The organism is Cellulomonas cellasea, assembly GCF_006538745.1.
GTDB classification, from domain to species: domain Bacteria; phylum Actinomycetota; class Actinomycetes; order Actinomycetales; family Cellulomonadaceae; genus Cellulomonas_A; species Cellulomonas_A cellasea.
In genome coordinates this window covers 113,986-136,543 of sequence record NZ_BJLR01000013.1, presented here as the reverse complement: position 1 = coordinate 136,543, position 22,558 = coordinate 113,986, and the positions used below count along the sequence as shown (strand labels likewise).

The window sequence follows — 22,558 nt, the reverse complement described above, 5'->3', positions numbered from 1 at the left end:
CGGGTCCAGCACCCGGGCCCCTTCGTCGTCCGTGCACCACGACGACGAGGGACACGTGCCGACGCCGCCGACCGCACGGGGAGGAGACCCGGCGAGCGCGTGGACCAGGTCCGCGCTCCCCCGGCTCGCACGCGCCGCGTCCGCTGCCCTGACGGCGGTGAGCCTCGTGACGCTCGCGGTCTCCGCGTCCCTGCTCGGTGTCGGCTCCGGGGCGCTCCGGCACGTCGACCCGCAGGCGGGTGCCGCCCTCGTGTTCCCGGTCGCGGAGAGCGCCGCCACGGTCGTCGGCATCCTGGCGTCCCTCGCGCTCGCCGCCGCGGCCTGCCCCGGGCTCACGACCCGGTGGTCTCCGCCGCGTCGTGGTGCCCAGGCCGCGGGGGGCGTGGTCGTCGCCCTCGGGACCTGGCTCGGTCATGCCGTCTCGCGCGCACTGTCCACCGGCTACACCGACACGCCCTGCCGGTACGACGGGTGCTGGCCCTCGACGCCCCAGACGCTCGCCGCCGCGGCCCCCACCGTGCTCCTGGGCGTCGCCATGGTCGTGGTGGCCTGCCTCCCGTGGCCCTGGGCGGTCCGCCGGTGGGCGCCCGTGCTCACGTGGGTGGTCCTCCTCGGGGTGCAGCGCGCCCTGTGGGAGCCGGTCCTGCTGCCGCTGTTCGTCGGCCCGCCGCCGTGACGAGCCGCACGCCTGCCCAGGACGTCGCGGTCCGGGCAGCCCGTCGCGGTCGATAGCCTGACCCGATGCGCGTGATCGGCGAGCTCCGCCAGCTCCTGCGGCTCCCCGGCTTCCGCCGCCTCTTCGCCGTCCGCCTCACGAGCCAGACCTCCGACGGCATGTTCCAGGTCGGCCTCGCGACGCTGTTCTTCTTCTCCCCCGAGAGCGCGAGCACCGCGACGGGGGTCGCCACCGCGTTCGCCGTCCTGCTGCTGCCGTTCACGGTCGTCGGGCCGTGGGCCGGGGTGCTGCTCGACCGGTGGCGGCGCCGGCAGGTGCTGCTCGTCGGCAACCTCGTGCGCGTCGGGCTGACGCTGACCATCGCGGTCCTCATGGCGTCGACCGGCGTCGGGCCGCCCGTGTACGTGCTGGCGCTCGTGACGCTCTCGCTCAACCGCTTCCTGCTCTCGGCACTGTCGGCGTCGCTCCCCCGCGTCGTCGACGGCCCGCTGCTGCTCACCGCGAACTCGCTGACCCCGACGCTCGGGGCGGCCGCCGCGGGCGTGGGCGGCGGGGTCGGCCTCGTGCTCGGGCTCGTCCTCCCGGCGGGCCGCACGCAGGACGTCGGGGCGCTCGTGCTCGCCGCGCTGCTCATGGCGACGGCGTCGGCCCTCGCGCTGCGCCTGGGCCGCGACCAGCTCGGGCCCGACGAGCGCGCGGCCGGCGAAGAGCTGCGGCGCGCGCTCGGGATGCTCGCGCGCGGGCTCGTCGCGGGCGCCCGCCACCTCGTCGCCCGGCGCACGCCGGCCCTCGCCCTCGGCGTCATGGCGGTGCACCGGTTCCTCTACGGCGCGACGTTCATCGCGAGCATCCTCATCGCGCGGAACCTGCTCTCCGACCCGGCCGACGCGGACGCCGGGCTGCGGACGTTCGGGACGGTGCTCGCCGCCTCGGCCGTCGGCTTCGCGCTCGCCGTCGTGCTGACCCCGGTGCTGAGCCCGCGCACCGGCCCGCAGGCGTGGATCGTGCTGTGCCTCGCCGGCGCGGCGCTGAGCCAGCTCCTGCTGACGGTCACGGTCGAGCGGTGGGCGGTCCTCGTCGGCGCCGGCGCGCTCGGTCTCGCGGCCCAGGGCGCCAAGATCGCGGTCGACACGATCGTCCAGCGCGACACCGCCGACGCGTTCCGCGGCCGTGCGTTCTCGCTCTACGACGTCCTCTACAACGCGGCGTTCGTGGGCGCCGCCGCGCTGGCCGCCGCGACGCTCCCGGACACCGGCTGGTCGCGCGTCGTGTTCGCCGCGCTCGCCGTCGCGTACGCGCTGGCGGCCGTGCTCTACCGGGTCGCGTCGGCGCGGGCCGCGACGGACGTCACCCGCGCCCCGCTGTCGTCGCGGGCCGCTGAACTTTAAAGTTCTCCCGTGCAGCTGGACGACCATGCCCTGAGCGCGAGCGCGCCGCGGACCGCGGACCCACGCGCCACCGCGGTGCTCCCCCCGATCGTGCGGGACAAGCCGGCCGCCACGTTGCTCGTGGACGTCGAGCGCGGCACGGTCGTCTTCGCGAACCGCCTCGCCGTCGAGCTGGCGCCCGGGCTGCACCTGCCCGTGTCGCTGCACGACTGGTCGCTCGAGGCGGGCCTCGTGACCCCCGACGGAGCACCGCTCGGTGCGGGCGAGTTCTCGCTCGCCGACCTGGCCGCCGGTCGCCCCGCGCGGGGCGTCGCGGTGACCGCGGCGCGGCGCTCCGACGAGTCGGCCGCGCGCGAGGCGATGTGGGTCGTCGGTGTCCCGCTCACCGACGCGCCGGCGCCGCTGACCCGGCAGTCGCTCGTGATCCTCCTCCCGGTGCGCGAGGAGGAGGCGCTGCGCGCGCTCCAGGACCGCGCCGGCGACCTGCACGCCCGGGCGGCGATGGCGAGCGAGCTGTCGTTCACGATCTCCGACCCGCACGAGCCCGACGACCCGCTCGTCTGGGTCAACCCGGCGTTCGAGCGCGTCACGGGGTACAGCTCGAGGGACTCCGTCGGCCGCAACTGCCGGTTCCTGCAGGGGCCCGACACCGACCGGGCGACCATCGACCGCCTGCGCGAGGCACTGCGCCGCGGCGAGACGTTCGCCGAGACGATCCTCAACTACCGCAAGGACGGCACGCCGTTCTGGAACCAGGTCGTGATCAGCCCGGTCCTCGACGCGGACGGGGTCATCACGCACCACGTCGGCATCCAGGCCGACGTCACCGAGCGCGTCGAGCTCGAGCGCGCGCGCGACGAGGCGCTCGACGAGGCGCGGGTCACGAGCGAGCGCCTGCAGCTCCTCGCGGAGGTCGTCGACGCCCTCGCGCACCACCTCGACTACGGCGACGCGGTCGACGCGCTCGCCGACGTGGCCGTGCCGGCCCTCGCGACGTGGGGCTTCGTGACCGTCACGACCGACGCCGGGCGGATCGAGCGGATCCACATCGCCACGACGCACCCCGAGTCGTCCGCCGCCGCGCGGATCCTCGAGACCGAGGACATCTCGTGGCTGACCCGGTCGCCGAGCGTCGCCGCGGCCCTGTCGAGCGAGTCCGGGTACGTCGCCGCGCCGTTCCCGGTCGACGTCGCGAACCTCCCCGAGCGCACGACCCCGCGCCAGCTCGACGCGCTGCAGGAGCTCGGGCTCGGCAGCGCGCTCGTCGTCCCGCTGCGCGCCCGCGACCGCGTCATCGGCGTGCTGTGCCTCGTGCACGAGTCGGTCGACGGCTTCCCGCGCGCGGTCGTCGACACCGCCGCGCACCTCGGCCAGCGCGCCGGGCTCGCGCTCGACAACGTGCGGCTCTACCTCCGCGAGCGCGAGGCCGCGCTGACGCTGCAGCACTCGCTGCTGCCCGAGATCCCCGAGGTCGAGGGCCTCGACATCGCCGCGTCCTACGTCCCGGCGGTGCACCGCGCGCAGGTCGGCGGCGACTGGTTCGACGTGCTGCCGCTGCCCGACGGCGCGCTCGGGCTCGCGGTCGGTGACGTCGTCGGGCACGACCTGCGCGCCGCCGCGTCGATGGGTCAGCTGCGGTCCGTGCTGCGCTCGTACGCGTGGAGCGGGGAGCACGCCGGCCGGGTCGTCGCGCACCTCGACGAGCTCGTGCGCGGGCTCGGCATGGCCGACATCTCGACGTGCGTGTACCTGCGGCTCGAGGTGACCGACGAGGGCGCCGACGGCACGCGACGGCTCACGTACAGCCGCGCCGGGCACCCGACGCCGCTGCTCCGGCTGCCCGACGGCGAGGTCGTCGCGCTGTCCGGTGCGCTCTCGACGCCGATCGGCGTCACGACGCTCGGGGAGCCCGCGCCGCAGGCCGAGCAGCTCATGCCGCGCGGCTCGGTGCTCGTCGTCTACTCCGACGGGCTCGTCGAGCGGCGCGACCGCTCGCTGCGCGAGGGCATCGCGGAGCTGACCCGGACGTTCGCCGAGGTGCCTGCGGGCGCGAGCGCGGCCGAGATCCGTGACGAGCTCGTCGAGCGGCTCGTGTCCGAGCGCCAGGAGGACGACGTGTGCCTGCTGGTGGTCCGCATCCCCTGACGGACCGCCGGACCGGACGGGACCGCCGGACCGGACGGGACCGGGCCGAGGCACTGGCGATCCGGGCCGGTCCACGGCGGTCCAGGTCGGGTCAGCCCTCCTGCGCCGACCACCACGCGAGCAGCTCCGCGCGCGCGGTCTCGTGGTCGAGCGGGCCGCGCTCCATGCGCAGCTCGAGCAGGTGCTTGTACGCCTTCCCGACCGTCGGCCCCGGCGGGATGCCGAGGATCTCCATGATCGCGGCGCCGTCGAGGTCCGGCCGGATCGAGGCGAGCTCCTCCTGCTCGCGCAGGCGCGCGATGCGGACCTCGAGGTCGTCGTACGCGCGGGACAGCCGCTCGGCCTTGCGGCGGTTGCGGGTCGTGCAGTCGGAGCGCGTGAGCCGGTGCAGGCGGTCGAGCAGCGGGCCGGCGTCGGTCACGTAGCGCCGCACCGCCGAGTCGGTCCACGCGCCCTCGCCGTACCCGTGGAACCGCAGGTGCAGCTCGGTGAGCCGGGAGACCGCCTGCACGGTCGCCTTGTCGAAGCGCAGGGCCTTGAGCCGGCGGGCCACGAGCTTCGCGCCGACCACCTCGTGGTGGTGGAAGCTCACGCCGCCGCCGTCCTCGAACCGGCGCGTCGCGGGCTTGCCGATGTCGTGCAGCAGCGCCGCGAGCCGCAGCACCAGGTCGGGGCCGGGCACCGGGCCGGTCGGGGCGTCGTGCGTGCCGGTCTCGAGGGCGATCGCCTGCTCGAGGACGATCAGCGAGTGCTCGTACACGTCCTTGTGGCGGTGGTGCTCGTCGATCTCGAGGCGCAGCGCGGGCAGCTCGGGCAGGACGTGGTCGGCGAGCCCGGTCGCGACGAGCACCTCGAGCCCCTCGCGGGGGGACGGCGAGAGCAGCAGCTTGGTCAGCTCGTCGCGCACGCGCTCGGCCGAGACGATCGTGATGCGCTCCGCCATGTCCTCGATCGCCGCGAGCGCGTCGTCGTCCACGGTGAAGCCGAGCTGGGCGGCGAAGCGCGCGGCGCGCATCATGCGCAGCGGGTCGTCGTCGAACGACTGCCGCGCGGCCACCGGAGTCCGCAGCGTGCGGCGCGCGAGGTCGGCGAGCCCGTCGAACGGGTCGACGAACGTGAGCTCGGGGACGCGCACCGCCATGGAGTTGACCGTGAAGTCGCGCCGCGACAGGTCACCGTCGAGCGTGTCGCCGAACACGACCTCGGGCTTGCGCGACGCGGGGTCGTACGCGTCGGTGCGGTACGTCGTGACCTCGACGACGACGTCAGCTCCGCCTCGGCGGCGCCCGTGCCGGCGCGCGCCGATCGTGCCGAACGCCTTGCCGATGTCCCAGTGCGCGTCGCCCCACGCGGCGAGCAGCGCGATCGTCTCGTCGGGCGTCGCGGACGTCGCGAAGTCGAGGTCGTTGCTGACCCGGCCCAGGAACGCGTCGCGCACGGGCCCGCCGACGAGCGCGAGCTCGTGGCCGGCGGCGCGGAAGACCTCCCCGAGCTCGAGCGCGTCCGGCGCGAGGTCCGCGAGGACGGTGAGCGCGCGGCGCTGGAGCTGGAGCAGGTCGGTGGGGTCGGTGGGCACGACGCCCAAGCCTGCCAGATCGGTCGCCGGGCCGTGGGTGAGGGCCGGCGCCGCGCGGGGGCGGGGCACCGCGCCGGGCTGGGGCGGGCCAGGCCGTCGGCCCGAGGGTGAAGGACGGGCGGGGTGAAGTCGTTACAGTGTCGACATGCCGAGCCCTGCGCGTCCTGATGGCGTACCCACGCCACCGGGCGGGCACGCGCTCCGGATCGAGCTGCGGAGCGCGTCCGTCCGCCCTGCGCCCCCCGTCCTGCCCGTCGTCGAGGAGACCAGCGCGGGCGGGCTCGTCGTGAGCACGGTGGACGGCGTCCACCACGCCGCGGTCATCGCGCGCCGCAACCGCGCCGGGCGGCTCGAGTGGTGCCTGCCCAAGGGGCATCTCGAGGGCGTCGAGACCCCCGAGGAGGCCGCCGTCCGCGAGATCGCGGAGGAGACGGGGATCGTCGGGCAGGTGCTGCGCCGGCTCGGCGTCATCGACTACTGGTTCACCGGCGACGACCGGCGCGTGCACAAGGTCGTGCACCACTTCCTGCTCGGTGCGGTCGGCGGTGAGCTGACCGTCGAGGGCGACCCGGACGGCGAGGCGGAGGACGTCGAGTGGGTCGCGGTGACCGACCTGCCCGGACGCCTCGCCTACCCGAACGAGCGTCGGCTCGCCGAGGCGGCCCACGTCGTGCTCACCAGCCAGGCATGAGCGCAGCGCCCTCCCGCCGCGCGGCCGACGCGCGCCCGGCCCGCGTCCGGCCCGTCTCCGCGGCGGCACCGCCCGACGCCCGCAGGACCCCGCGCGCCCGGCTGCTCGCGCGCTCCGCCGGCCTGCTCGCGGTGCTCGCCCCGCTCGTCGGCGTCACGCCCTCCCCCGCGGCCGCGGCACCCGCGACCGACGAGCTGCCCGTGGCCGTCGACGTCACCGCGGTCACCCCGCAGGTGCTCGCGCCCGGGCAGGACCTGCGCGTGACCGTGACCGTGCGCAACGACGGCGACACCGAGCTCGCGAACCCGAGCGCCGTGCTCCGGCTGAGCCGCACGCGGCCCGGGACGAGCGCCGAGCTCGACGCCTGGGTCGACGCCGAGGCCCGGGCGAGCGCAGGCAGCGCCGTCGGGCGGCCCGCGCCGCTCGGTGCACCGCTCGCGCCGGGTGCGTCGGCCGAGGTCGCGTTCGACGTGCCCGCGGCGTCGGTCGGCCTGCTCGACACCCCCGACGCCTGGGGCCCGCGCGGCCTCGCCGTCGAGCTCGTCGACGGGCGCCGGCGCGTGGGGATCGAGCGCACGTTCCTGCTGTGGCTGCCCGACTCGGAGGACCTGCCGCACACGCGGCTCAGCGTGCTCGTCCCGCTGGTGGCGTCCGCGCCCGGCGGGGGGACGGCGTCGGCGACGAGCGCGCAGGTGCCGGCCCCGACGGCGACCGAGGGCGGCGAGGAGGCCGCGACCGACGAGCCCACCCCCGAGCCGACCGAGGAGCCCGCGCCCGACGAGCCCGTCCAGCCCGAGGACACCGCGCTCGAGGCGCAGACCGGTCCCGAGGGCCGGCTGCGCGCGCTGCTGACCGCGAGCGGCGCGAGCACCGGCGTGTCCTGGGCCCTCGACCCGGCACTCGTCGCGCGCGCGTCCGACGCCGGCCCGCAGTCCGCCGCGTGGCTCGAGGAGCTCCGCACCACCGCCGAGGGGCGCGACGTCCTGGCGCTGCCGTGGGCCGATCCCGACCTCGCGGCGCTCGCGCACGCCGACCGGCCCGACCTGCTCACGGCGGCCCTCGCGTCGTCGTCCGCGGCGCGCCCGCTGGTCAGCGAGGGGGTCACGCCCGTGCAGTGGGCCGCCGACGACGTCCCCGACCTGCGCACCGCGGCGCTCGCCGCCGGCACCGACGTGCCCTCGCTCGTCGTCGGTCCCGGCGCGCTCACCCCGGAGCGCACCACGTCGACGACGGCCGGCCCGGTCACGACCGTGACGACCGACGCCGGACCCGTGGCCGCGCTCGTGCCCGACCCCACGCTGAGCGCCCTGCTGACCGACCCCGCGCGGCTCCAGCCCGGGGCCACCGCGGCGACGCTCGCACAGCGGCTGCTCGCCGAGACGGCCGTCGTCGCGCACGAGGAGCGCGAGACCGTGCCGCACGTGCTCGCGACCGTCCCGCGCGACTGGACCCCGGACACCGCGCTCGTGACCGCCGCGCTCGACGCGCTCGACGCCGCGCCGTGGGTGCGCCTCGCCCCCGCGAGCGACCTGCTCGACGCGGCCCCCGACACGAGCGACCGCGAGCCGCTCCCGGACGTGAGCCGCGCCCCCGGCGAGCTCTCGGCTGCGACGGTCAACGCGCTCGGCGACGCCCGCAACGCGGCCGTCGCGTTCGCCGCGGTGCTCGAGGACCCCGACGCGCACCTCGAAGGGCTCGACCGCGAGGTGCTCCGGCCGCTGTCCGTCGCGTGGCGCGCCGACGACGAGGGCCGCCGGGACGTCGTCCGGACCGCGCTCGCCGACGCGACCGCCCGGCGATCGGGGCTGAGCGTCGTGCTGAGCGACCGGTTCAGGATGATCTCGAGCACGAGCCAGATCCACCTCGCGCTGCGCAGCACGCTCGACCAGCGTGCGACGGTCCGGATCGAGATGCGCCCGCGCAAGGCCTGCCTCGAGGTGGGCGACGCGCCGACCGCGACCGTCGAGCCCGGCGCCGAGCAGACCGTCGTGGTCGAGGTGAGCGCCAGCGCGAACTGCGACGTGCTCGTCGACGTGTTCGCGCTCGCGCCCGACGGCACCTCGGTCGCCACGGCCGGCCGCTTCGACGCGCACGTGTCGCCGACCATCGAGAACGTCGGGACGGCCGTCGTCGGCGCGCTCCTCGCGCTCGCGCTGCTGGTCGGCATCGTGAAGACCGTGCGCCGCGGCCAGACGGCCCGGCGCGGAGCCCGGCTCGCGGCGCAGGCCGTGCCCGGCGACGAGAGCGAGACGACCCCCGCATGACCGCCGCCCCCACCAAGCCGTCCGGGCTGGGCCGCTCGACGATGCTCATGGCGACCGGCACCGCCGCGTCGCGCGTCCTGGGACTCGTGCGCAACAGCGCGCTCGTCGCGACGATCGGCCTGCTCGGCTCCGCGGCCAACGCGTTCGGCGCCGCGAACAAGCTGCCGAGCATCCTGTACCTGCTCATCGCGGGCGGGGCGCTCAACGCGGTCCTCGTCCCCGAGGTGGTGCGCGCGTACCGCCGGGCCGACGGTCACGTGTACGTCGACAAGCTGCTCACGCTGGGCATCGTCGGGCTCGCGGGCCTGACGCTCGCGCTGACGGCCGCGGTCCCGGTGCTCACGTTCCTCTACGCCGACTTCCCCGACCCCGAGGTGCAGCGCCTCACGGTCGCGCTCGCGTACTGGTGCGTGCCCCAGGTGTTCTTCTACGGGCTCTACGCGCTGCTCGGGCAGATCCTCAACGCGCGCGGCAGCTTCGGGCCGTTCATGTGGGCGCCCGTCGTCAACAACGTCGTCGCGATCGCCGGGCTCGTGGTGTTCGTCGCGCTGTGGGGCTCCCGCGTGCCGCCCGAGGGCCAGGCCGGCGACGTGTCGTGGTGGGGCGCCGAGCAGATCGCGGTGCTCGCGGGGACAGCGACGCTGGGTGTCGTCGCGCAGGCGCTCGTGCTCGTCGTGCCGCTGTACCGCAGCGGCTTCCGGTACCGGCCGCGCTGGGGGCTGCGGGGGTCCGGGCTGGGGACGGCCGGGCGCGTCGCGCTGTGGACGTTCCTCGGGCTCGTCCTCGGGCAGGTCGGCGTGCTCGTCGTCACCCGGGTGACGACCGCGGCGGGCACCGGCGACACCGCGGGCAACGTCGTCTACGACAATGCGTTCCTCATCTTCATGCTGCCGCACTCGCTCGTCACGGTGTCGCTCATGACGGCGCTGTTCACGCGGCTGTCGGCGAAGGCCGCGGCGGACGACACGGCCGGCGTGCGCGCCGACCTGAGCCTTGGCCTGCGCACCGTCGGGCTGTTCACGGTGCTCGCGACGACCGGGATCGCGGTCCTCGCCTACCCGCTCGTGCGCGCGATCTTCCCGAGCCTGCGCAGCGGGCCGGCGTCCGACCTCACGACCGTCGTCGTCACGATGGTCGCCGGGCTCGTCGCGTTCGGCGTGTGGTCGCTGTCCCAGCGCGTGTACTACGCGTACCAGGACGCGCGGTCGATGATCCCGATCCAGGTCGCGATGATGCTCGTCGTGGTCGGCGGGACGCTGCTCGGGCAGGCGGTGCTCGGCCGTGAGCTGTGGGTGGCCGCCGCGGGCGTGTCCATGACGGTCTCCTACGTGCTCGGCGCCGTCGCGGCGCTCGTCGTGAACCGCCGGCGGCTCGGCGGGCTCGACGGCCGGCACGTGCTCGTCACGCACGCCAAGGCGGTCGCCGCCGCGCTCGTCGCCGCCGGAGCGGGCGCGCTCGTCGTCCGCCTGCTCGGGCCCGTCGGCTCCGCGATCGACGCGGTGGTCATGTGCGTCGCCGGGGGCGCCGTGATCGCCGGCGTGTACGTCGCGCTGCTCCTCGCGCTGCGCGTGCGCGAGCTCGAGACCCTCGCCGGTCCGCTGCTGCGACGCATACGCCGCACCCGCGCCTGACGCCCCGACTAGCATGGGGGTCCGGCAGTCGCCGGAGTGAACCGTCGCCGGGAGGACTCGCGTGGAGGACGTCGTCGGACGTGGCACCGTGCTGGCCGGGCGCTACCGCGTCCTGCAGCTCGTGGGCTCGGACCTGCCGGGGGCGAGCTCGTGGCAGGCGACCGACCAGATCCTCGACCGCCCGGTGCGCGTGCGCGTGCTCGAGCAGGGGAACGTCGCGCAGGCGCTCGACGCCGCCCGGCGGGCCGCCCTCGTGTCCGACCCGCGCCTCGTGCGCGTGCTCGACGTCGGGACGCACCAGGGCTCGATCAGCTACGTGGTCACCGAGCAGGTCACGGGCCCCTCGCTGAGCGACCTGCTCGCGCGCGGGCCCCTCTCCGCCGACCAGGCCCGGGCCGTCGTCGGTGAGGCCGCCGCCGCGCTCGAGGTCGCCCGCCGGCGCGGGGTCCACCACCTCGCGCTGCGCCCGACCGTGCTGCACGTGACGCCCGAGGACCGCGTGCTGCTCACCGGCCTCGCGCTCGACGGCGCCCTGCTCGGCCAGGGGCTCGGCGACGCGCGCAGCACCACGCGCGCCGACACCGTCGGCCTCGTCCGGCTCCTCTACGCCGCCCTCACGGGCCGCTGGCCCACGCTCGACGGCGAGATCGTGCCGTCCGACACGCTCCCCGCGGCCCCCGTGCGCGACGGGCTGCTCGTCCCGCCCGCCGACCTCGTGCGCGGCATCCCCGCGGACCTCGACACGCTGTGCGCCGTGACGCTCGGCCCGCACGAGGACGGCCCGCACAGCCCCGCCGAGCTCGTGCGTGAGCTCGAGCCGTGGGGCGAGATCCGCACGATCGGCCTCGGCGAGGTGCTCGCCGCCGCCGCGACCGCTCCCCTCGAGGAGCAGCTCACGCCCGCCGCGCCGCCCGAGACCCGGCCGGTGCAGGTCCAGCGCCAGTCGGTCCGGTCCGCGTTCGACGAGCAGGCCCCCGCCGGCACCGGCCGCCCCGGGACCCCGCCGCCGGCGCACCCACGCGGCGGCCCGGCGTTCGCGCAGTCCGCGCCCGCGGCCACGCGCCCGATGCTGCCGACACCGCCACCGCCGCCGCCGGCCCCCGCCGTCGCCGAGACCGTCGTCGCCGCGGGTCCGCCCACGACCGTCGGTCCCCCGCCGGTGCAGCGCCAGCCCGCCGCCCCCGCCCGGCAGCAGGCCGCGCCGACGCAGCGCACGCCGGCCCGCCCGCAGGCCGGCCCCTACGACCAGGCGGCACCCTCCTTCGCGGTCGGCTTCGGTGCGCACGACGACGAGCCCGACGTCTTCGACATCTCCGGGGACGACGACGGCGAGGTCGCGGAGCGCCGCTTCGACCCGACCAAGATCGTGCTGCTCGTCGTCGCGATCGTGGTCGTCATCGGGGTCGTCATCGCGTTCAACGCGCTGCGCAGCCCCGTCGGCGGGACCGAGGCCGCCACCTCCCCGAGCGCGTCCGAGACCGCCGCGGCACCGCCCGCCGAGGGCGACCAGCCCGCGGAGGAGGAGCCCGCGGACGAGGCCCCCGCCGACCCCGCGCCGCCCGCCGGTGCCGCCCCGACGATCGCGGGCGCCACGAGCGTCGACCCGTCCGACAGCGACGGCGAGCACGAGGAGGCCGTGTCCCTCGCGTTCGACGGCGACCCCGCGTCGTTCTGGTACACGCAGACCTACAACCGCCCCGAGTTCGGCGGCCTCAAGCCGGGCGTCGGCTACGTGATCACGCTCGCGGGTCCCTCGACGGTCTCCGGCGTGACGCTGAAGACGAACCAGAGCGGGGGGAACGTCGAGGTCCGCGCGACCGACGCCGCGAACCCCGGCGGCGGCACCGTGCTGGCGTCCGGGCCCGTCGCGCCCGACACCGTCTTCACGTTCCCGGAGCCCGTCGAGACCGGCTCGATCGTGCTGTGGTTCACGTCGCTGCCGCAGGCCGTCGACGGCAAGTACCGCGTCGAGGTCACCGAGCTCGCGCTGTCCTGACCGCGCGCCTGCGGGCCGGCGTGGCGGGCCCGCGGTGCTCGCCCTGCGCGAGCTCCGCGGGGCGTCCGCCATGCGGATGGGGGTCGGTCGCCCGGGAACAGATCCGCCCTAGGATCGGTTCACCGAGCACCGTCCCCGACCCGAGGAATCCCACGTGACCGAGCAGTCTGCCCCGCGCGACCTGATCATCGTCGGCTCCGGCCCCGCCGGATACACCGCCGCGATCTACGCGGCCCGCGCCGGCCTGGCCCCGCTCGTCATCGCCGGGTCCGTGACCGCCGGCGGGGCGCTGATGAACACCACCGAGGTCGAGAACTTCCCCGGCTTCCCCGACGGGGTCCAGGGCCCCGAGCTCATGGAGAACCTGCAGAAGCAGGCCGAGAAGTTCGGCGCCGAGGTCCTCTGGGACGATGTCGTGTCCGTCGAGCTGCGCGGCGCCACCAAGACCGTCGTCACCGGCGGCGGGGAGACGTTCACCGCGCGCGCCGTCGTCCTGGCGACCGGGTCCGCGTACCGCGAGCTCGGGCTCGAGGACGAGAAGCGCCTGTCCGGGCGCGGGGTGTCCTGGTGCGCGACGTGCGACGGGTTCTTCTTCCGCGACCAGGAGATCATCGTCGTCGGCGGCGGCGACTCCGCCGTCGAGGAGGCCACCTTCCTCACGCGCTTCGGCAAGCGCGTCACGATGGTCCACCGCCGGGACAAGCTCCGCGCCTCCAAGATCATGGCCGACCGCGCCGCGAACGACCCCAAGATCGAGTTCGCGTGGAACAGCGAGATCGTCGCCATCCACGGCGACGCCAAGGTGAGCGGCGTGACCCTGCGCGACACCGTGACCGGCGAGACCCGCGAGCACCCCGCGACCGGCGTCTTCGTCGCCATCGGCCACGTCCCGCGCACCGAGCTCCTGCACGGGCAGGTCCAGCTCGACGAGAACGGGTACATCGTCGTCCAGGGCCGCTCGACCCTCACCAACCTCGAGGGCGTCTTCGCGTGCGGCGACGCCGTCGACCACACCTACCGTCAGGCGATCACCGCCGCCGGCTCGGGCTGCGCGGCCGCGCTCGACGCCCAGCACTACCTCACCGGGCTCGGCGACGTCGGCACCGAGGGCCCCGTCTCCCCCGAGGCCGACGTCCTCCAGGAGGCGTGATGACCGACATCCACGTGACCGACGCGACCTTCGAGGCCGAGGTGCTCGGTTCCGACGTGCCCGTGCTCGTCGACTTCTGGGCCGCCTGGTGCGGCCCCTGCCGCATGGTCGCGCCCGTGCTCGCCGAGCTCGCGCAGGAGTACGACGGCAGGGTCAAGATCGTGAAGGTCGACACCGAGGCGAACCCTGTCGTCGTCGGCCAGTACGGCGTGGTGTCGATCCCGCTGCTGAACGTGTACGTGGGCGGCGAGCTCGTGCGGTCGCTGGCGGGGGCTCGGCCGAAGCAGATCATCGCCCAGGAGATCGAGGGCGTGCTCGCGGAGATCGGCGGTGCGTCGGGTGCCGAGGTCGGTGCGGGCGGGGCCGGTGCGGCCGAGGTCGGTGCGGGCGGGGCTGCCGCGGTGGCCGACGACGCTCGTGGCGCGGGTGCGCCGGCTGCTCCCGGGCCGTCGGCGGTCTCGGCACAGGCGTAGCGGTCGTTCGGCTGCGCCGTTCTCGGGCGCGGACTCCACTCAGCCCCCGGGCGCGCAGGGATGCGTGCACGGGGGCTGAGTCGCGTGCGGGCTGAGTCGTGCGCGCGGTGGGTCGTGCGCGCGATACGACGGATGTGGGCTGGGTCGCGCGTGGGGCTGGGTCGCGCGTGGGGCTGGGTCGCGCGTGGGGCTGGGTCGCGCGTGGGGCTGGGTCGCGCGTGGGGCTGGGTCGCGCGTGGCCTGGGTCGCGTGTGTGCGGCTGACTCGTTCGTGGCCGTGTCGTCCCGTCGCCCCTCGCGGCGCTCACCAGCGGGGCGACACGGCCGGGTGAGGTCGCCGGACGCACCGGCTGACCACCTGCGCTGCGTGCGACACTCGGAGGATGAGCCAGCACACCCCCTCCGGCGGCACGACGTCGGGTACCACTCCGACGACCGCCGCAGGGACGCGGCTCGACCCGTGGCTCGGCGCCTACGCCGACCGCACGCACGGCATGCGCGCCTCGGAGATCCGCGCGCTGTTCGCCGTCGCCAACCGTCCCGAGGTCGTCTCGCTCGCCGGCGGCATGCCGAACCTCGACGGTCTGCCCCTCGACGTCATCGCCGACGTCGCGCAGCGCGTCGTCGCGACCCGCGGCAGGACGGCGCTCCAGTACGGCTCGGGTCAGGGCGACGAGACGCTCCGCGAGCAGATCCTCGACGTCATGCGGCTCGAGGGCATCCACGCGCACCCCGACGACGTCGTGGTCACGACCGGGTCGCAACAAGCCCTCGATCTTGTGACGCGCCTTTTCGTCAATCCCGGCGACGTCATCGTCGCCGAGGCGCCGAGCTATGTCGGGGCCCTCGGGGTGTTCCGGGCGTACCAGGCGGACGTCGTGCACGTCCCGCTCGACGTCGACGGGCTCGTGCCGGCCGCGCTCGAGGAGACGCTCACCCGGCTCGCGGCCGAGGGCCGGCGGGTCAAGCTCCTGTACACGGTCCCGAACTTCCACAACCCGGCCGGCGTGACGCTCTCCGCGGAGCGTCGCCCGCAGATCCTCGAGATCTGCCGACGCCACGGCGTGCTCGTGCTCGAGGACAACCCGTACGGCCTGCTCGGCTTCGACGGCGACCCGATCCCGGCGATGCGCTCGCTCGACGAGGACGGCGTGATCTACCTCGGTTCGTTCTCCAAGACGTTCGCCCCGGGGTACCGCGTCGGCTGGGCGGTCGCGCCGCACGCGGTGCGCGAGAAGCTGGTGCTCGCCTCGGAGTCCGCGATCCTCTGCCCGTCGAACGCATCCCAGCTCGCCATCAGCGCCTACCTCTCGACCTGCGACTGGCGGGGTCAGATCAAGGCGTTCCGCGAGATGTACCGCGAGCGTCGCGACGCGATGATGGGCGCGCTCGCCGAGCACCTGCCCGACGCGACCTGGACGGTGCCCGACGGCGGGTTCTACACCTGGGTCCGCCTGCCCGACGGGCTCGACGCCAAGGCCATGCTGCCGCGCGCGGTGACCGCGCGGGTGGCGTACGTCCCCGGCACCGCGTTCTACGCCGACGGCCAGGGCAGCGACCAGATGCGACTGTCGTTCTGCTACCCGACGCCCGAGCGCATCCGCGAGGGTGTGCGTCGGCTCGCCGGGGTCGTCGCCGGCGAGTCGGAGCTCGTCTCGCTGTTCGGCGCCGGGCTCGGCGTGGCGCGGGGTGACGTTCAGGCGCCCGGTCCGGACGTCAGCTGAGCGGTCCGGGACAGAGGCTTCGGGCGGTGACGGGTGAGCTGTCGGCGTCGCCGGCCCTCGCGACCCAGCCGACCCGTGGGTCTCTGCGAGTTGCCATGCGCGCCGCCGCGAACGCGGTCTCGGGATCCCACAGCGCGGCGACCGCTCCGTCTCCGCGCGACGGAACGGGTGCCGTCGGCGGTCGGTCCTGCGTGTGCCGCGCGGCTCCTGTGCGCCGCCTGCGGACGGACGATCCTGCGCCCGCACGACGCCTCGACCACGTGACCAGCATGCGCGCCCCGCTCGACCACGGACCCACACCTCACCACCACGGAGCCCCGACCACGTGACCGACCTGCCCGCCCCCAGCTCCCCGCGCATCGTCATCCTGGCCGGAGGCCTGTCCCACGAGCGAGACGTCTCGCTGCGCTCCGGCCGACGGGTCGCCGGGGCGCTCCGGTCGACGGGAGCCGACGTCACCGTCCACGACGTCGACGCCGACCTCGTGCCGGCGCTGCTCGACGCCCAGCCCGACCTCGTGTGGCCGCTCCTGCACGGGGCCAGCGGAGAGGACGGCTCCGTCCGCGACGTCCTCGCGCTCCTCGGGCTGCCCACCGTCGGCACGGGTCCCCGCGAGAGCCGCGTGGCCTGGAGCAAGCCCATCGCGAAGACGGTCGTCGCCCGTGCGGGGATCAGCACGCCGGACTTCGTCACCCTGCCCCAGAGCCTGTTCCGCGAGCTCGGAGCCTCGCGGGTCCTCGACGCCGTGACCGCGCGTCTGGGTCTGCCGCTCGTCGTGAAGCCGTCGCGGGGCGGTTCGGCGCTCGGTGTCAGCCTCGTGACCGAGGCGGCCTCGCTCCCCCGCGCCATGGTGCAGTGCTTCGCTTACGGGGACACCGCTCTCATCGAGCAGGCGGTCCTGGGGACGGAGCTCGCCGTGAGCGTCGTCGACCTCGGCGATGGCCTCCAAGCCCTCCCCGCGGTCGAGATCGTGACCGACGGGCCCTACGACTACGACGCGCGCTACAACCCGGGACGCACCGAGTACTTCGCGCCCGCCCGCCTCACCCCTGACGTGGCGGGGCGTGCTGGTGCCGTGGCCGTTGCCGCTCACGAGGCGCTCGGCCTCCGTCACCTCTCGCGCACCGACCTCATCGTGCGGCCGGACGGATCCGTCGCGTTCCTCGAGGTCAACGTCGCGCCCGGCATGACGGAGACCTCGCTGCTCCCCCAGTCGGCGGAGGCCGCCGGGCACGAGCTCGGCGCGCTGTACCGGGCTCTCGTCGAGACGGCCCTCCGCGACGCCCGTTCCGTCCAGACCGACAGCGACGACTCGACGACCCAGCGCGAGCGCTAGGTCCGTCCGGGCCGACTGCGGCAGCTCGGCGCGTCCCTCCGTCGTGGAGCGGTGTCGCCGACACCACGTCCCGGCGCCAGCGTGAAACGTAGCCGCGATCAGGTGACCGCGCGGCCCGCATGCCGACCCTGCCGATCGCAGCCGCCCGCGGCGTTGGCGACGTTGAGGTGACTGGGTGAGGCGACTACGTGAGGCGATTGCGTCAGGCGGCTGGCTTGGGCGACCGCGGATTTCGGACGGGCCGTCCCTCGTCCCGACGGCTACGTCGCGCGCGTCAGTTTCACGTGAAACAGACGTTCGGGGTCACCCGCCACGGGCCGCGCGCGCGATGTGGTCATCGCCAAGCCGGCCGCGTGGGTCAGAGGCAGCCTGCCTGCGGAAGGCGGAGATGCGCGGGAGCGCAGCCGATCCGGAGTCACACCGGTGGCGTTCGGACGGCGCACTGTCAGAGATCCAGGCCGTTGCCGGGTCCGTGGAATTACTTCTGTTGCTCGGCACGATCTCCCCGGGCTCCCACGTTGCGTCGAGCCCCCCGCGGAGCAGGAACGCAGCGTCGGCCTCTGCAGGTCAGGCTGGGCCGTCACTGGCTATCCGGGAACGGCGGTCCCACGCCGCCGACCCCGTGGCCTGCCCGCTCCCGTCCACCGCGCAACGTGGCCGTCGTTCGAGAAGATGCCGCTGGTGCCGAGATCGGTCGTCCGTGGATTCCCCACATGCCGCTCGTCGCCCGACCAACACGACGAGCCGCATCTCCCCGGCGGGCCGCCGCCAGGCCAGCACGACTCCGAGGACCCCTCACCTCGGGCGCGCAGGAGTCGTCGCGCGCGTCGTGCCTGGGGGGAGCATCGATGGTCGGCCGTCGCGCGTCGCGCGTCGTCCAGCCGTGCAGCCGTGCAGCCGTGCGGCCGTGCGGCCGTGCGCAGGGAGCGTCGCGCGCCTCCCGCAGCGCCGACCCCAATCCACCAGCCTGCCCGGGGTGTCGATGAGGTCCTGAGCGACGAAGGGGTCCGCAGTCGAACCGACTGACGACTGACGACTGACGAGCATCGACCACTCTCGTCCGCCGGGCGTCGTTCCACGTGAAACGACGCCCTGCACCGACGCATTGCCGATCGCCCGTTCACGCCTTGCCGTGAACCAGCGACACCTATCAGGGCTTGAGCAGGCCCGGGTCCTCCGGGGCCAAGCTCTCCAGGATCCGGTTCAGGTCCTGCACCGACGCGAACTCGACGGTAAGTCTCCCTCGAGCCTTCCCGAGGTTGATCTTGACCCGAGTCTCGAAGCGGTCGGACAGCCGAGAAGCGAGCTCGTCGAGCGCCTCGTTCCGCTCCCCCGCCTTCGGTCGACGCCGGGCGGCCGGCCCTTCGGCGTCGCCGCCGAGCGCGACGATCTCTTCGACGGCGCGAACGGACAGGCCCTCGGAGACGATGCGCTGCGCGAGGCGCTCGATCGCGGCTCCGTCGGCGAGTCCCAGCAGCGCACGCGCGTGACCTGCGGAGATGACGCCGGCGGCGACGCGTCGCTGCACGAGCGGAGGCAGGCGCAGGAGCCGGAGCGTGTTCGAGATCTGGGGGCGGGACCGATGGATCCGGGTCGCCAGCTCCTCGTGCGTGCAACCGAAGTCGTCGAGGAGCTGCTGGTACGCCGCCGCTTCTTCGAGCGGGTTCAGCTGGGAACGGTGCAGGTTCTCGAGCAGGGCGTCCCGGAGCAGGTCGCTGTCCTCGGTGTCCCGCACGATCGCGGGGATGACGGACATCCCCGCGGCCTGGGTGGCCCTCCAGCGGCGCTCGCCCATGATGAGCTCGTACTGGCCGTCGCCCGCGGGGCGAACGACGACGGGCTGCAGCACCCCGACCTCGCGGATCGACGCGACGAGCTCCTCGAGCGCCTCCTCCTCGAAGACCGTGCGCGGCTGCCGAGGGTTGGCACGGATCGACTCGACCGGCAGCTCCGCGAACCGCGCCCCCGGAACCGGGACCAGATCCTCTGTCGGGCCGGCCGGGCGACGACCCGTCCTGCTCGGTGCGCTCTCCGCGTCCGCGACCCCCGAGGGCGCACCGTCGTCCGCTCCCGAGACCACAGCGTCGGCGTTGGACTCCGTACTGGCCGACGCTTGGGGAGATGTGGCGGGGAACGCGCCAGGGACCTCGACCGACGGGACCCCGTCCGACGGGATCCCGTCCGACGAGGCTCCGTCCGTCCCCTCGTCGAGATCCGTCGCCACGGCCGCGGGCGTTGTTGCGACGGGCGTCGTTCCACGTGAAACAGGACGCGTCACAGGGTCGGGCGGAAGGTCCGCGTCCGCCGGCGCGCTCCCCCGGTTGTCCGGGAAGAACACGTCCACGGGACGTTGAGCGTCTGACGTCCGCTGTCCGTCCAGGCCGTTAGGAATGAGGGCGCCGAGGCCTCGCCCCAGCCCGCGCCGCTTCTCGCTCACTTGTCCTCCTGGTCGTGGTGTACATCGCCGCGTGCACCGGCGAGCGCCTCGGCCGCAGCGTCGCGACCCTCCGACTGCTGCTCGTGGTCGTTCGCGGTGCCCGGTGCCGGGCGATCGTTCGGGGTGATGTCTCCGCCGGGAGCGGCCACGACGGCGCGCTCCGCGAGCTCCCGTGCAGCCTCCAGGTACGCAAGCGCGCCTGTGGACCCGGGGTCGTACGTCATGACGGTCTGTCCGTAGCTCGGCGCCTCCGAGATTCGCACCGAGCGAGGAACGGACGTGCGCAGAGTCGTCTCCGGGAAGTGCTCGCGGACCTCCTGAGCGACCTGCTGAGCCAGGTTCGTTCGCGCGTCATACATGGTCAGGAGGATGGTCGAGACGTGCAGGTCCGGGTTGAGGTGGGCCTGGATGAGCTGGATCGTCTTGAGGAGCTGGCTGAGGCCCTCCAGCGCGTAGTACTCGCACTGGATCGGGATGAGCACCTCGCGACCGACGACGAAAGCGTTGACGGTGAGCAGCCCCAGGCTCGGGGGGCAGTCGACGAAGACGTAGTCGATCGGCTCCTGCCCAGCCTCGATCCGGCCCTTGAGATAGGCATCCAGGGCGGACCGGAGTCGCGTCTCGCGCGCAACCATCGAGACGAGCTCGATCTCTGCACCGGACAAGTCGATGGTCGCCGCCAAGCACCACAGTCGGGGAACGTCAGGACTCTCCTGCACCGCCTCAACCATGGGGGCGCCCTCAACGAGGACCTCGTAGATGGACGGCGTGCCAGCACGGTGTTCGATGCCCAGCGCGGTGGACGCGTTGCCTTGGGGATCGTTGTCCAGCACCAGCACGTTCAGCCCCGCCTGAGCCAGCGCGGCCGCCATGTTGACGGTTGTAGTCGTCTTCCCGACGCCACCCTTCTGATTCGCGACGGTGATGACGCGCGTCGACGCGGGCCGCGGGAACTTCCTCCCCCGCAGCTGGATGCGTCGGCGCGCGTCCTCCTGGATCTGCGCCATGAGGGGCGTGTCCTCGCCGACGTCAGGGAGGCTCTGCACGAGAGCGTCCCTGTGGAGCTCGTCGGCGTCACCGCTCGGGGCGCCCGCGGAGGGAGCGTCCTGAGCCAGCTTGGCCACCGGGTGGAGGCCGGAGGCAGCACCGTCCGCCCTGTCCAGAGCAGCCTCGCCGTCGGCCGTCACAACCGCCACACCGTCGTTCATCTGCTCACGTGCTTCTGCGCTGTCCGGCGCGTCGTCAAGGATCCCGTGGACGTGATCGGGCTTCGGCGTTGCGAGGGCATCAGCCGGAGGCGGCGGGATGTCGGAGGACACCGGAGAGGGCGTGAACCCGAACTCAGACCCGAGGTCCGTGGCGGACTCGCTCGACACGATGAAAGCGTCGTCCGACGCCGCGTCGTCGTCGCGCAACGGCACCAGCGACCCAGAGCCGGGCACCGCCGGTCCCGTGACCTCGGCGCTGCTGGCGTTGACGCCCTCGAGTCCCGCAGCCGCGACTGGGGTGATGATGCCCCCAGGACGGGTCGCGTGGTCGGCGCCGGGGACGGGCGGTCCCTCGCCGCCGCGACCATCCTCGCCTTCGGGACGGCTCACCTCCGCACGGTCTCCGTGTGACGGAATCTCAGCGAAGGCGGACGTGGATTCACGTGAAACCAGGGGGTCCGAATCGTCGACCGTCTCGCTGGACGCGGCCGGCGACGCCTCGTCCGAGCCTTCGACAGAAGTGCCCACGGCGCTATCGCGCGCGAGCGGTGATGTTGTCGGGGCTAGGTGCTCGGTGGGGAGCCTCGGGGAAAAGGCGGATCCTTCCGACGCACTCGCGGAAGGCACGTCGACAGCCTCGACACGCGGATCCGACCCGTCATCCTCCGCGGGATGGTCGTCCGGTGCCGAGATGAAGCCGTCTTCGCCATGGGGTCCGGCAGCCGTCCCGTCCCGTTGCCCCTCTGACACCACCACAGGTGGCCACGTTTGCCCGGTGACCCCATCTCGATGTGTCGCCGTTTCACGTGAAACGTCAGTGCGATCGAGACGCGGCAGCTCAGCCGTGCCTGCCTCCGGGGCGTCGTCCTCAGCGGGGACGGAGACATCGAGGGCGCCAGCCGCTGGAGTGACTCCCGGGGCGGGCACCCACGAGTCGATGTCCGGGCTCGCCGGCACTGCGATCGGATCCTGGCGCCGCTTCTTCCTACCGAACACCGCGAACAGCCTCCCGAACGACGCGAACCACTGTGGTCTCATCGACACCGTCAATCGTGTGAGCCGCATGGATGGATGCCTGGCCGCCCCCAAGGCGCCTGCCGGCCTTCTCGGCTGCCTGCACCTCGTCCGATGCGCGAGCGCCCTTGAGCGCGACAAGCACTCCCCCACTGCCGAGGAGGGGGAAGGCCCATCGGTAGAGCCGGTCAAGAGGCGCTACGGCTCGAGCCGTGACCGCGTCGGCGGTCAAGCTGCCGTGCACGTCCTCCGCTCGGGCGCGCGTGACCGTCGCGTTCGGCAGACCGAGCTCGCTCACGACCTCGCCCAGCCAGGCACAGCGCCGTTCCATCGGCTCGAGCAGGACGACTTCGGCCTCGGGCAGCATCGCTGCCACGACGACGCCCGGCAGACCCGCGCCCGAGCCAAGGTCGACGATCCGTCCCGACGTCGGCAGGAACGGGACGACGGCCGCCGAGTTCAGCAGGTGGCGCTCCCACAGCCGGCTGACCTCACGGGGCCCCACGAGGCCGCGAAGAACACCCTCGTCCGCGAGCATGTCGCGGAAGCGACGGACGGCGCCCCAGGAGCTCCCGAAGAACGTGGGAAGGCGAGGGTCTCCGTCGAGGGGGTCGGGCAGAACAGGTACCTCTTCCGTCTCGGCTCCGCTCATGCACCTCGCCCCAGCTCTCAAGGGGCGTGATGCCCCGTCCGCTCGAGGTCGACCGACCCCGTCACCACACCTGGTGCGCCGCCCACCGTACCGTCTGAACGATGCCGCCCCGGTGTGCCACCCCGCCGCCTGTGCAGGACGCCGCGCATCCCTGAACCGAAGCACCGTCGACGCCGTTCGCGATAGCCGCGCCCGAGA

General features: G+C 74.3%; 15 protein-coding genes. 11 read left to right on the top strand and 4 right to left on the bottom strand.

The features are described from left to right. Positions 1 to 157: 157 nt before the first annotated feature. From CCE01nite_RS06295 to CCE01nite_RS06285, 3 genes are all read left to right on the top strand, one after another. Entirely contained in the window at positions 158 to 676 is a 519-nt protein-coding gene (locus tag CCE01nite_RS06295; protein WP_141372086.1) for a hypothetical protein, read from the top strand. A 65-nt stretch (positions 677 to 741) separates the two neighbouring features. After that, positions 742 to 2,064 carry an MFS transporter gene (locus tag CCE01nite_RS06290; protein ID WP_034624471.1) on the top strand — a complete coding sequence of 441 codons (1,323 nt, stop codon included), beginning with the start codon at positions 742 to 744 and terminating at the stop codon, positions 2,062 to 2,064. A 9-nt stretch (positions 2,065 to 2,073) separates the two neighbouring features. Then, a complete protein-coding gene (locus CCE01nite_RS06285) occupies positions 2,074 to 4,209 on the top strand; it encodes a SpoIIE family protein phosphatase (RefSeq protein ID WP_246056348.1) in 2,136 nt (711 codons plus the stop codon). 91 nt (positions 4,210 to 4,300) lie between these two features. On the opposite strand, the gene CCE01nite_RS06280 is transcribed toward CCE01nite_RS06285, so the two are convergent. Beyond that, the gene (locus CCE01nite_RS06280; RefSeq protein WP_034624476.1) at positions 4,301 to 5,785 is read right to left on the bottom strand and encodes a CCA tRNA nucleotidyltransferase; all 1,485 of its coding nucleotides are present in this window, start codon (positions 5,783 to 5,785) and stop codon (positions 4,301 to 4,303) included. A 145-nt stretch (positions 5,786 to 5,930) separates the two neighbouring features. Between CCE01nite_RS06280 and CCE01nite_RS06275 the strand changes: the two genes are divergently transcribed. From CCE01nite_RS06275 to CCE01nite_RS06240, 8 genes are all read left to right on the top strand, one after another. Beyond that, on the top strand, positions 5,931 to 6,476 hold the full coding sequence (locus tag CCE01nite_RS06275; RefSeq protein ID WP_084142399.1) for an NUDIX hydrolase: 546 nt from the start codon (positions 5,931 to 5,933) through the stop codon (positions 6,474 to 6,476). Beyond that, on the top strand, positions 6,473 to 8,740 hold the full coding sequence (locus CCE01nite_RS06270) for a DUF6049 family protein (protein ID WP_034624480.1): 2,268 nt from the start codon (positions 6,473 to 6,475) through the stop codon (positions 8,738 to 8,740). Before CCE01nite_RS06275 ends, CCE01nite_RS06270 begins: the two co-directional genes overlap by 4 nt. Next, a complete protein-coding gene (gene murJ / locus CCE01nite_RS06265) occupies positions 8,737 to 10,371 on the top strand; it encodes a murein biosynthesis integral membrane protein MurJ (protein ID WP_034624484.1) in 1,635 nt (544 codons plus the stop codon). Before CCE01nite_RS06270 ends, murJ begins: the two co-directional genes overlap by 4 nt. A 61-nt stretch (positions 10,372 to 10,432) precedes the next feature. Continuing rightward, complete coding sequence (locus CCE01nite_RS06260; RefSeq protein WP_141372085.1) at positions 10,433 to 12,367, top strand: protein kinase family protein; 1,935 nt, start codon at positions 10,433 to 10,435, stop codon at positions 12,365 to 12,367. Positions 12,368 to 12,521: 154 nt separating this feature from the next. Then, a complete protein-coding gene (gene trxB, locus CCE01nite_RS06255) occupies positions 12,522 to 13,517 on the top strand; it encodes a thioredoxin-disulfide reductase (RefSeq protein WP_034626512.1) in 996 nt (331 codons plus the stop codon). Next, the gene (gene trxA / locus CCE01nite_RS06250) at positions 13,517 to 13,990 is read left to right on the top strand and encodes a thioredoxin (RefSeq protein WP_084142511.1); all 474 of its coding nucleotides are present in this window, start codon (positions 13,517 to 13,519) and stop codon (positions 13,988 to 13,990) included. The genes trxB and trxA overlap by 1 nt, the downstream gene beginning before the upstream one ends. A gap of 382 nt (positions 13,991 to 14,372) precedes the next feature. Next, complete coding sequence (locus tag CCE01nite_RS06245; protein ID WP_034626510.1) at positions 14,373 to 15,713, top strand: aminotransferase-like domain-containing protein; 1,341 nt, start codon at positions 14,373 to 14,375, stop codon at positions 15,711 to 15,713. Positions 15,714 to 16,047: 334 nt separating this feature from the next. After that, the gene (locus CCE01nite_RS06240; RefSeq protein ID WP_141372113.1) at positions 16,048 to 17,049 is read left to right on the top strand and encodes a D-alanine--D-alanine ligase family protein; all 1,002 of its coding nucleotides are present in this window, start codon (positions 16,048 to 16,050) and stop codon (positions 17,047 to 17,049) included. A gap of 1,150 nt (positions 17,050 to 18,199) precedes the next feature. Here CCE01nite_RS06240 and CCE01nite_RS06235 read toward each other — a convergent pair. The 3 genes from CCE01nite_RS06235 to rsmG are packed head-to-tail and all read right to left on the bottom strand — an operon-like array spanning position 18,200 to position 22,360. Further along, positions 18,200 to 19,486 carry a ParB/RepB/Spo0J family partition protein gene (locus tag CCE01nite_RS06235; RefSeq protein WP_034626508.1) on the bottom strand — a complete coding sequence of 429 codons (1,287 nt, stop codon included), beginning with the start codon at positions 19,484 to 19,486 and terminating at the stop codon, positions 18,200 to 18,202. Then, positions 19,483 to 21,732, bottom strand: a complete 2,250-nt coding sequence (locus CCE01nite_RS22595; RefSeq protein ID WP_371861019.1) for an AAA family ATPase — start codon at positions 21,730 to 21,732, stop codon at positions 19,483 to 19,485. Before CCE01nite_RS22595 ends, CCE01nite_RS06235 begins: the two co-directional genes overlap by 4 nt. Next, positions 21,680 to 22,360 (bottom strand): 16S rRNA (guanine(527)-N(7))-methyltransferase RsmG, encoded by a 681-nt coding sequence (gene rsmG, locus CCE01nite_RS06225; RefSeq protein ID WP_034626506.1) that lies wholly within the window; start codon positions 22,358 to 22,360, stop codon positions 21,680 to 21,682. The genes CCE01nite_RS22595 and rsmG overlap by 53 nt, the downstream gene beginning before the upstream one ends. Between the last annotated feature and the right edge of the window lie 198 nt (positions 22,361 to 22,558).

What these genes read in the sequence shown, in the direction of transcription:
- CCE01nite_RS06290 (WP_034624471.1), top strand. Translation starts at nt 742, where the DNA reads ATGCGCGTGATCGGCGAGCTCCGCCAGCTCCTGCGGCTCCCCGGCTTC.
- CCE01nite_RS06275 (WP_084142399.1), top strand. Translation starts at nt 5,931, where the DNA reads ATGCCGAGCCCTGCGCGTCCTGATGGCGTACCCACGCCACCGGGCGGG.
- CCE01nite_RS06270 (WP_034624480.1), top strand. Translation starts at nt 6,473, where the DNA reads ATGAGCGCAGCGCCCTCCCGCCGCGCGGCCGACGCGCGCCCGGCCCGC.
- murJ (WP_034624484.1), top strand. Translation starts at nt 8,737, where the DNA reads ATGACCGCCGCCCCCACCAAGCCGTCCGGGCTGGGCCGCTCGACGATG.
- trxA (WP_084142511.1), top strand. Translation starts at nt 13,517, where the DNA reads ATGACCGACATCCACGTGACCGACGCGACCTTCGAGGCCGAGGTGCTC.
- CCE01nite_RS06245 (WP_034626510.1), top strand. Translation starts at nt 14,373, where the DNA reads ATGAGCCAGCACACCCCCTCCGGCGGCACGACGTCGGGTACCACTCCG.
- CCE01nite_RS22595 (WP_371861019.1), bottom strand. Translation starts at nt 21,732, where the DNA reads ATGAGACCACAGTGGTTCGCGTCGTTCGGGAGGCTGTTCGCGGTGTTC.
- rsmG (WP_034626506.1), bottom strand. Translation starts at nt 22,360, where the DNA reads ATGAGCGGAGCCGAGACGGAAGAGGTACCTGTTCTGCCCGACCCCCTC.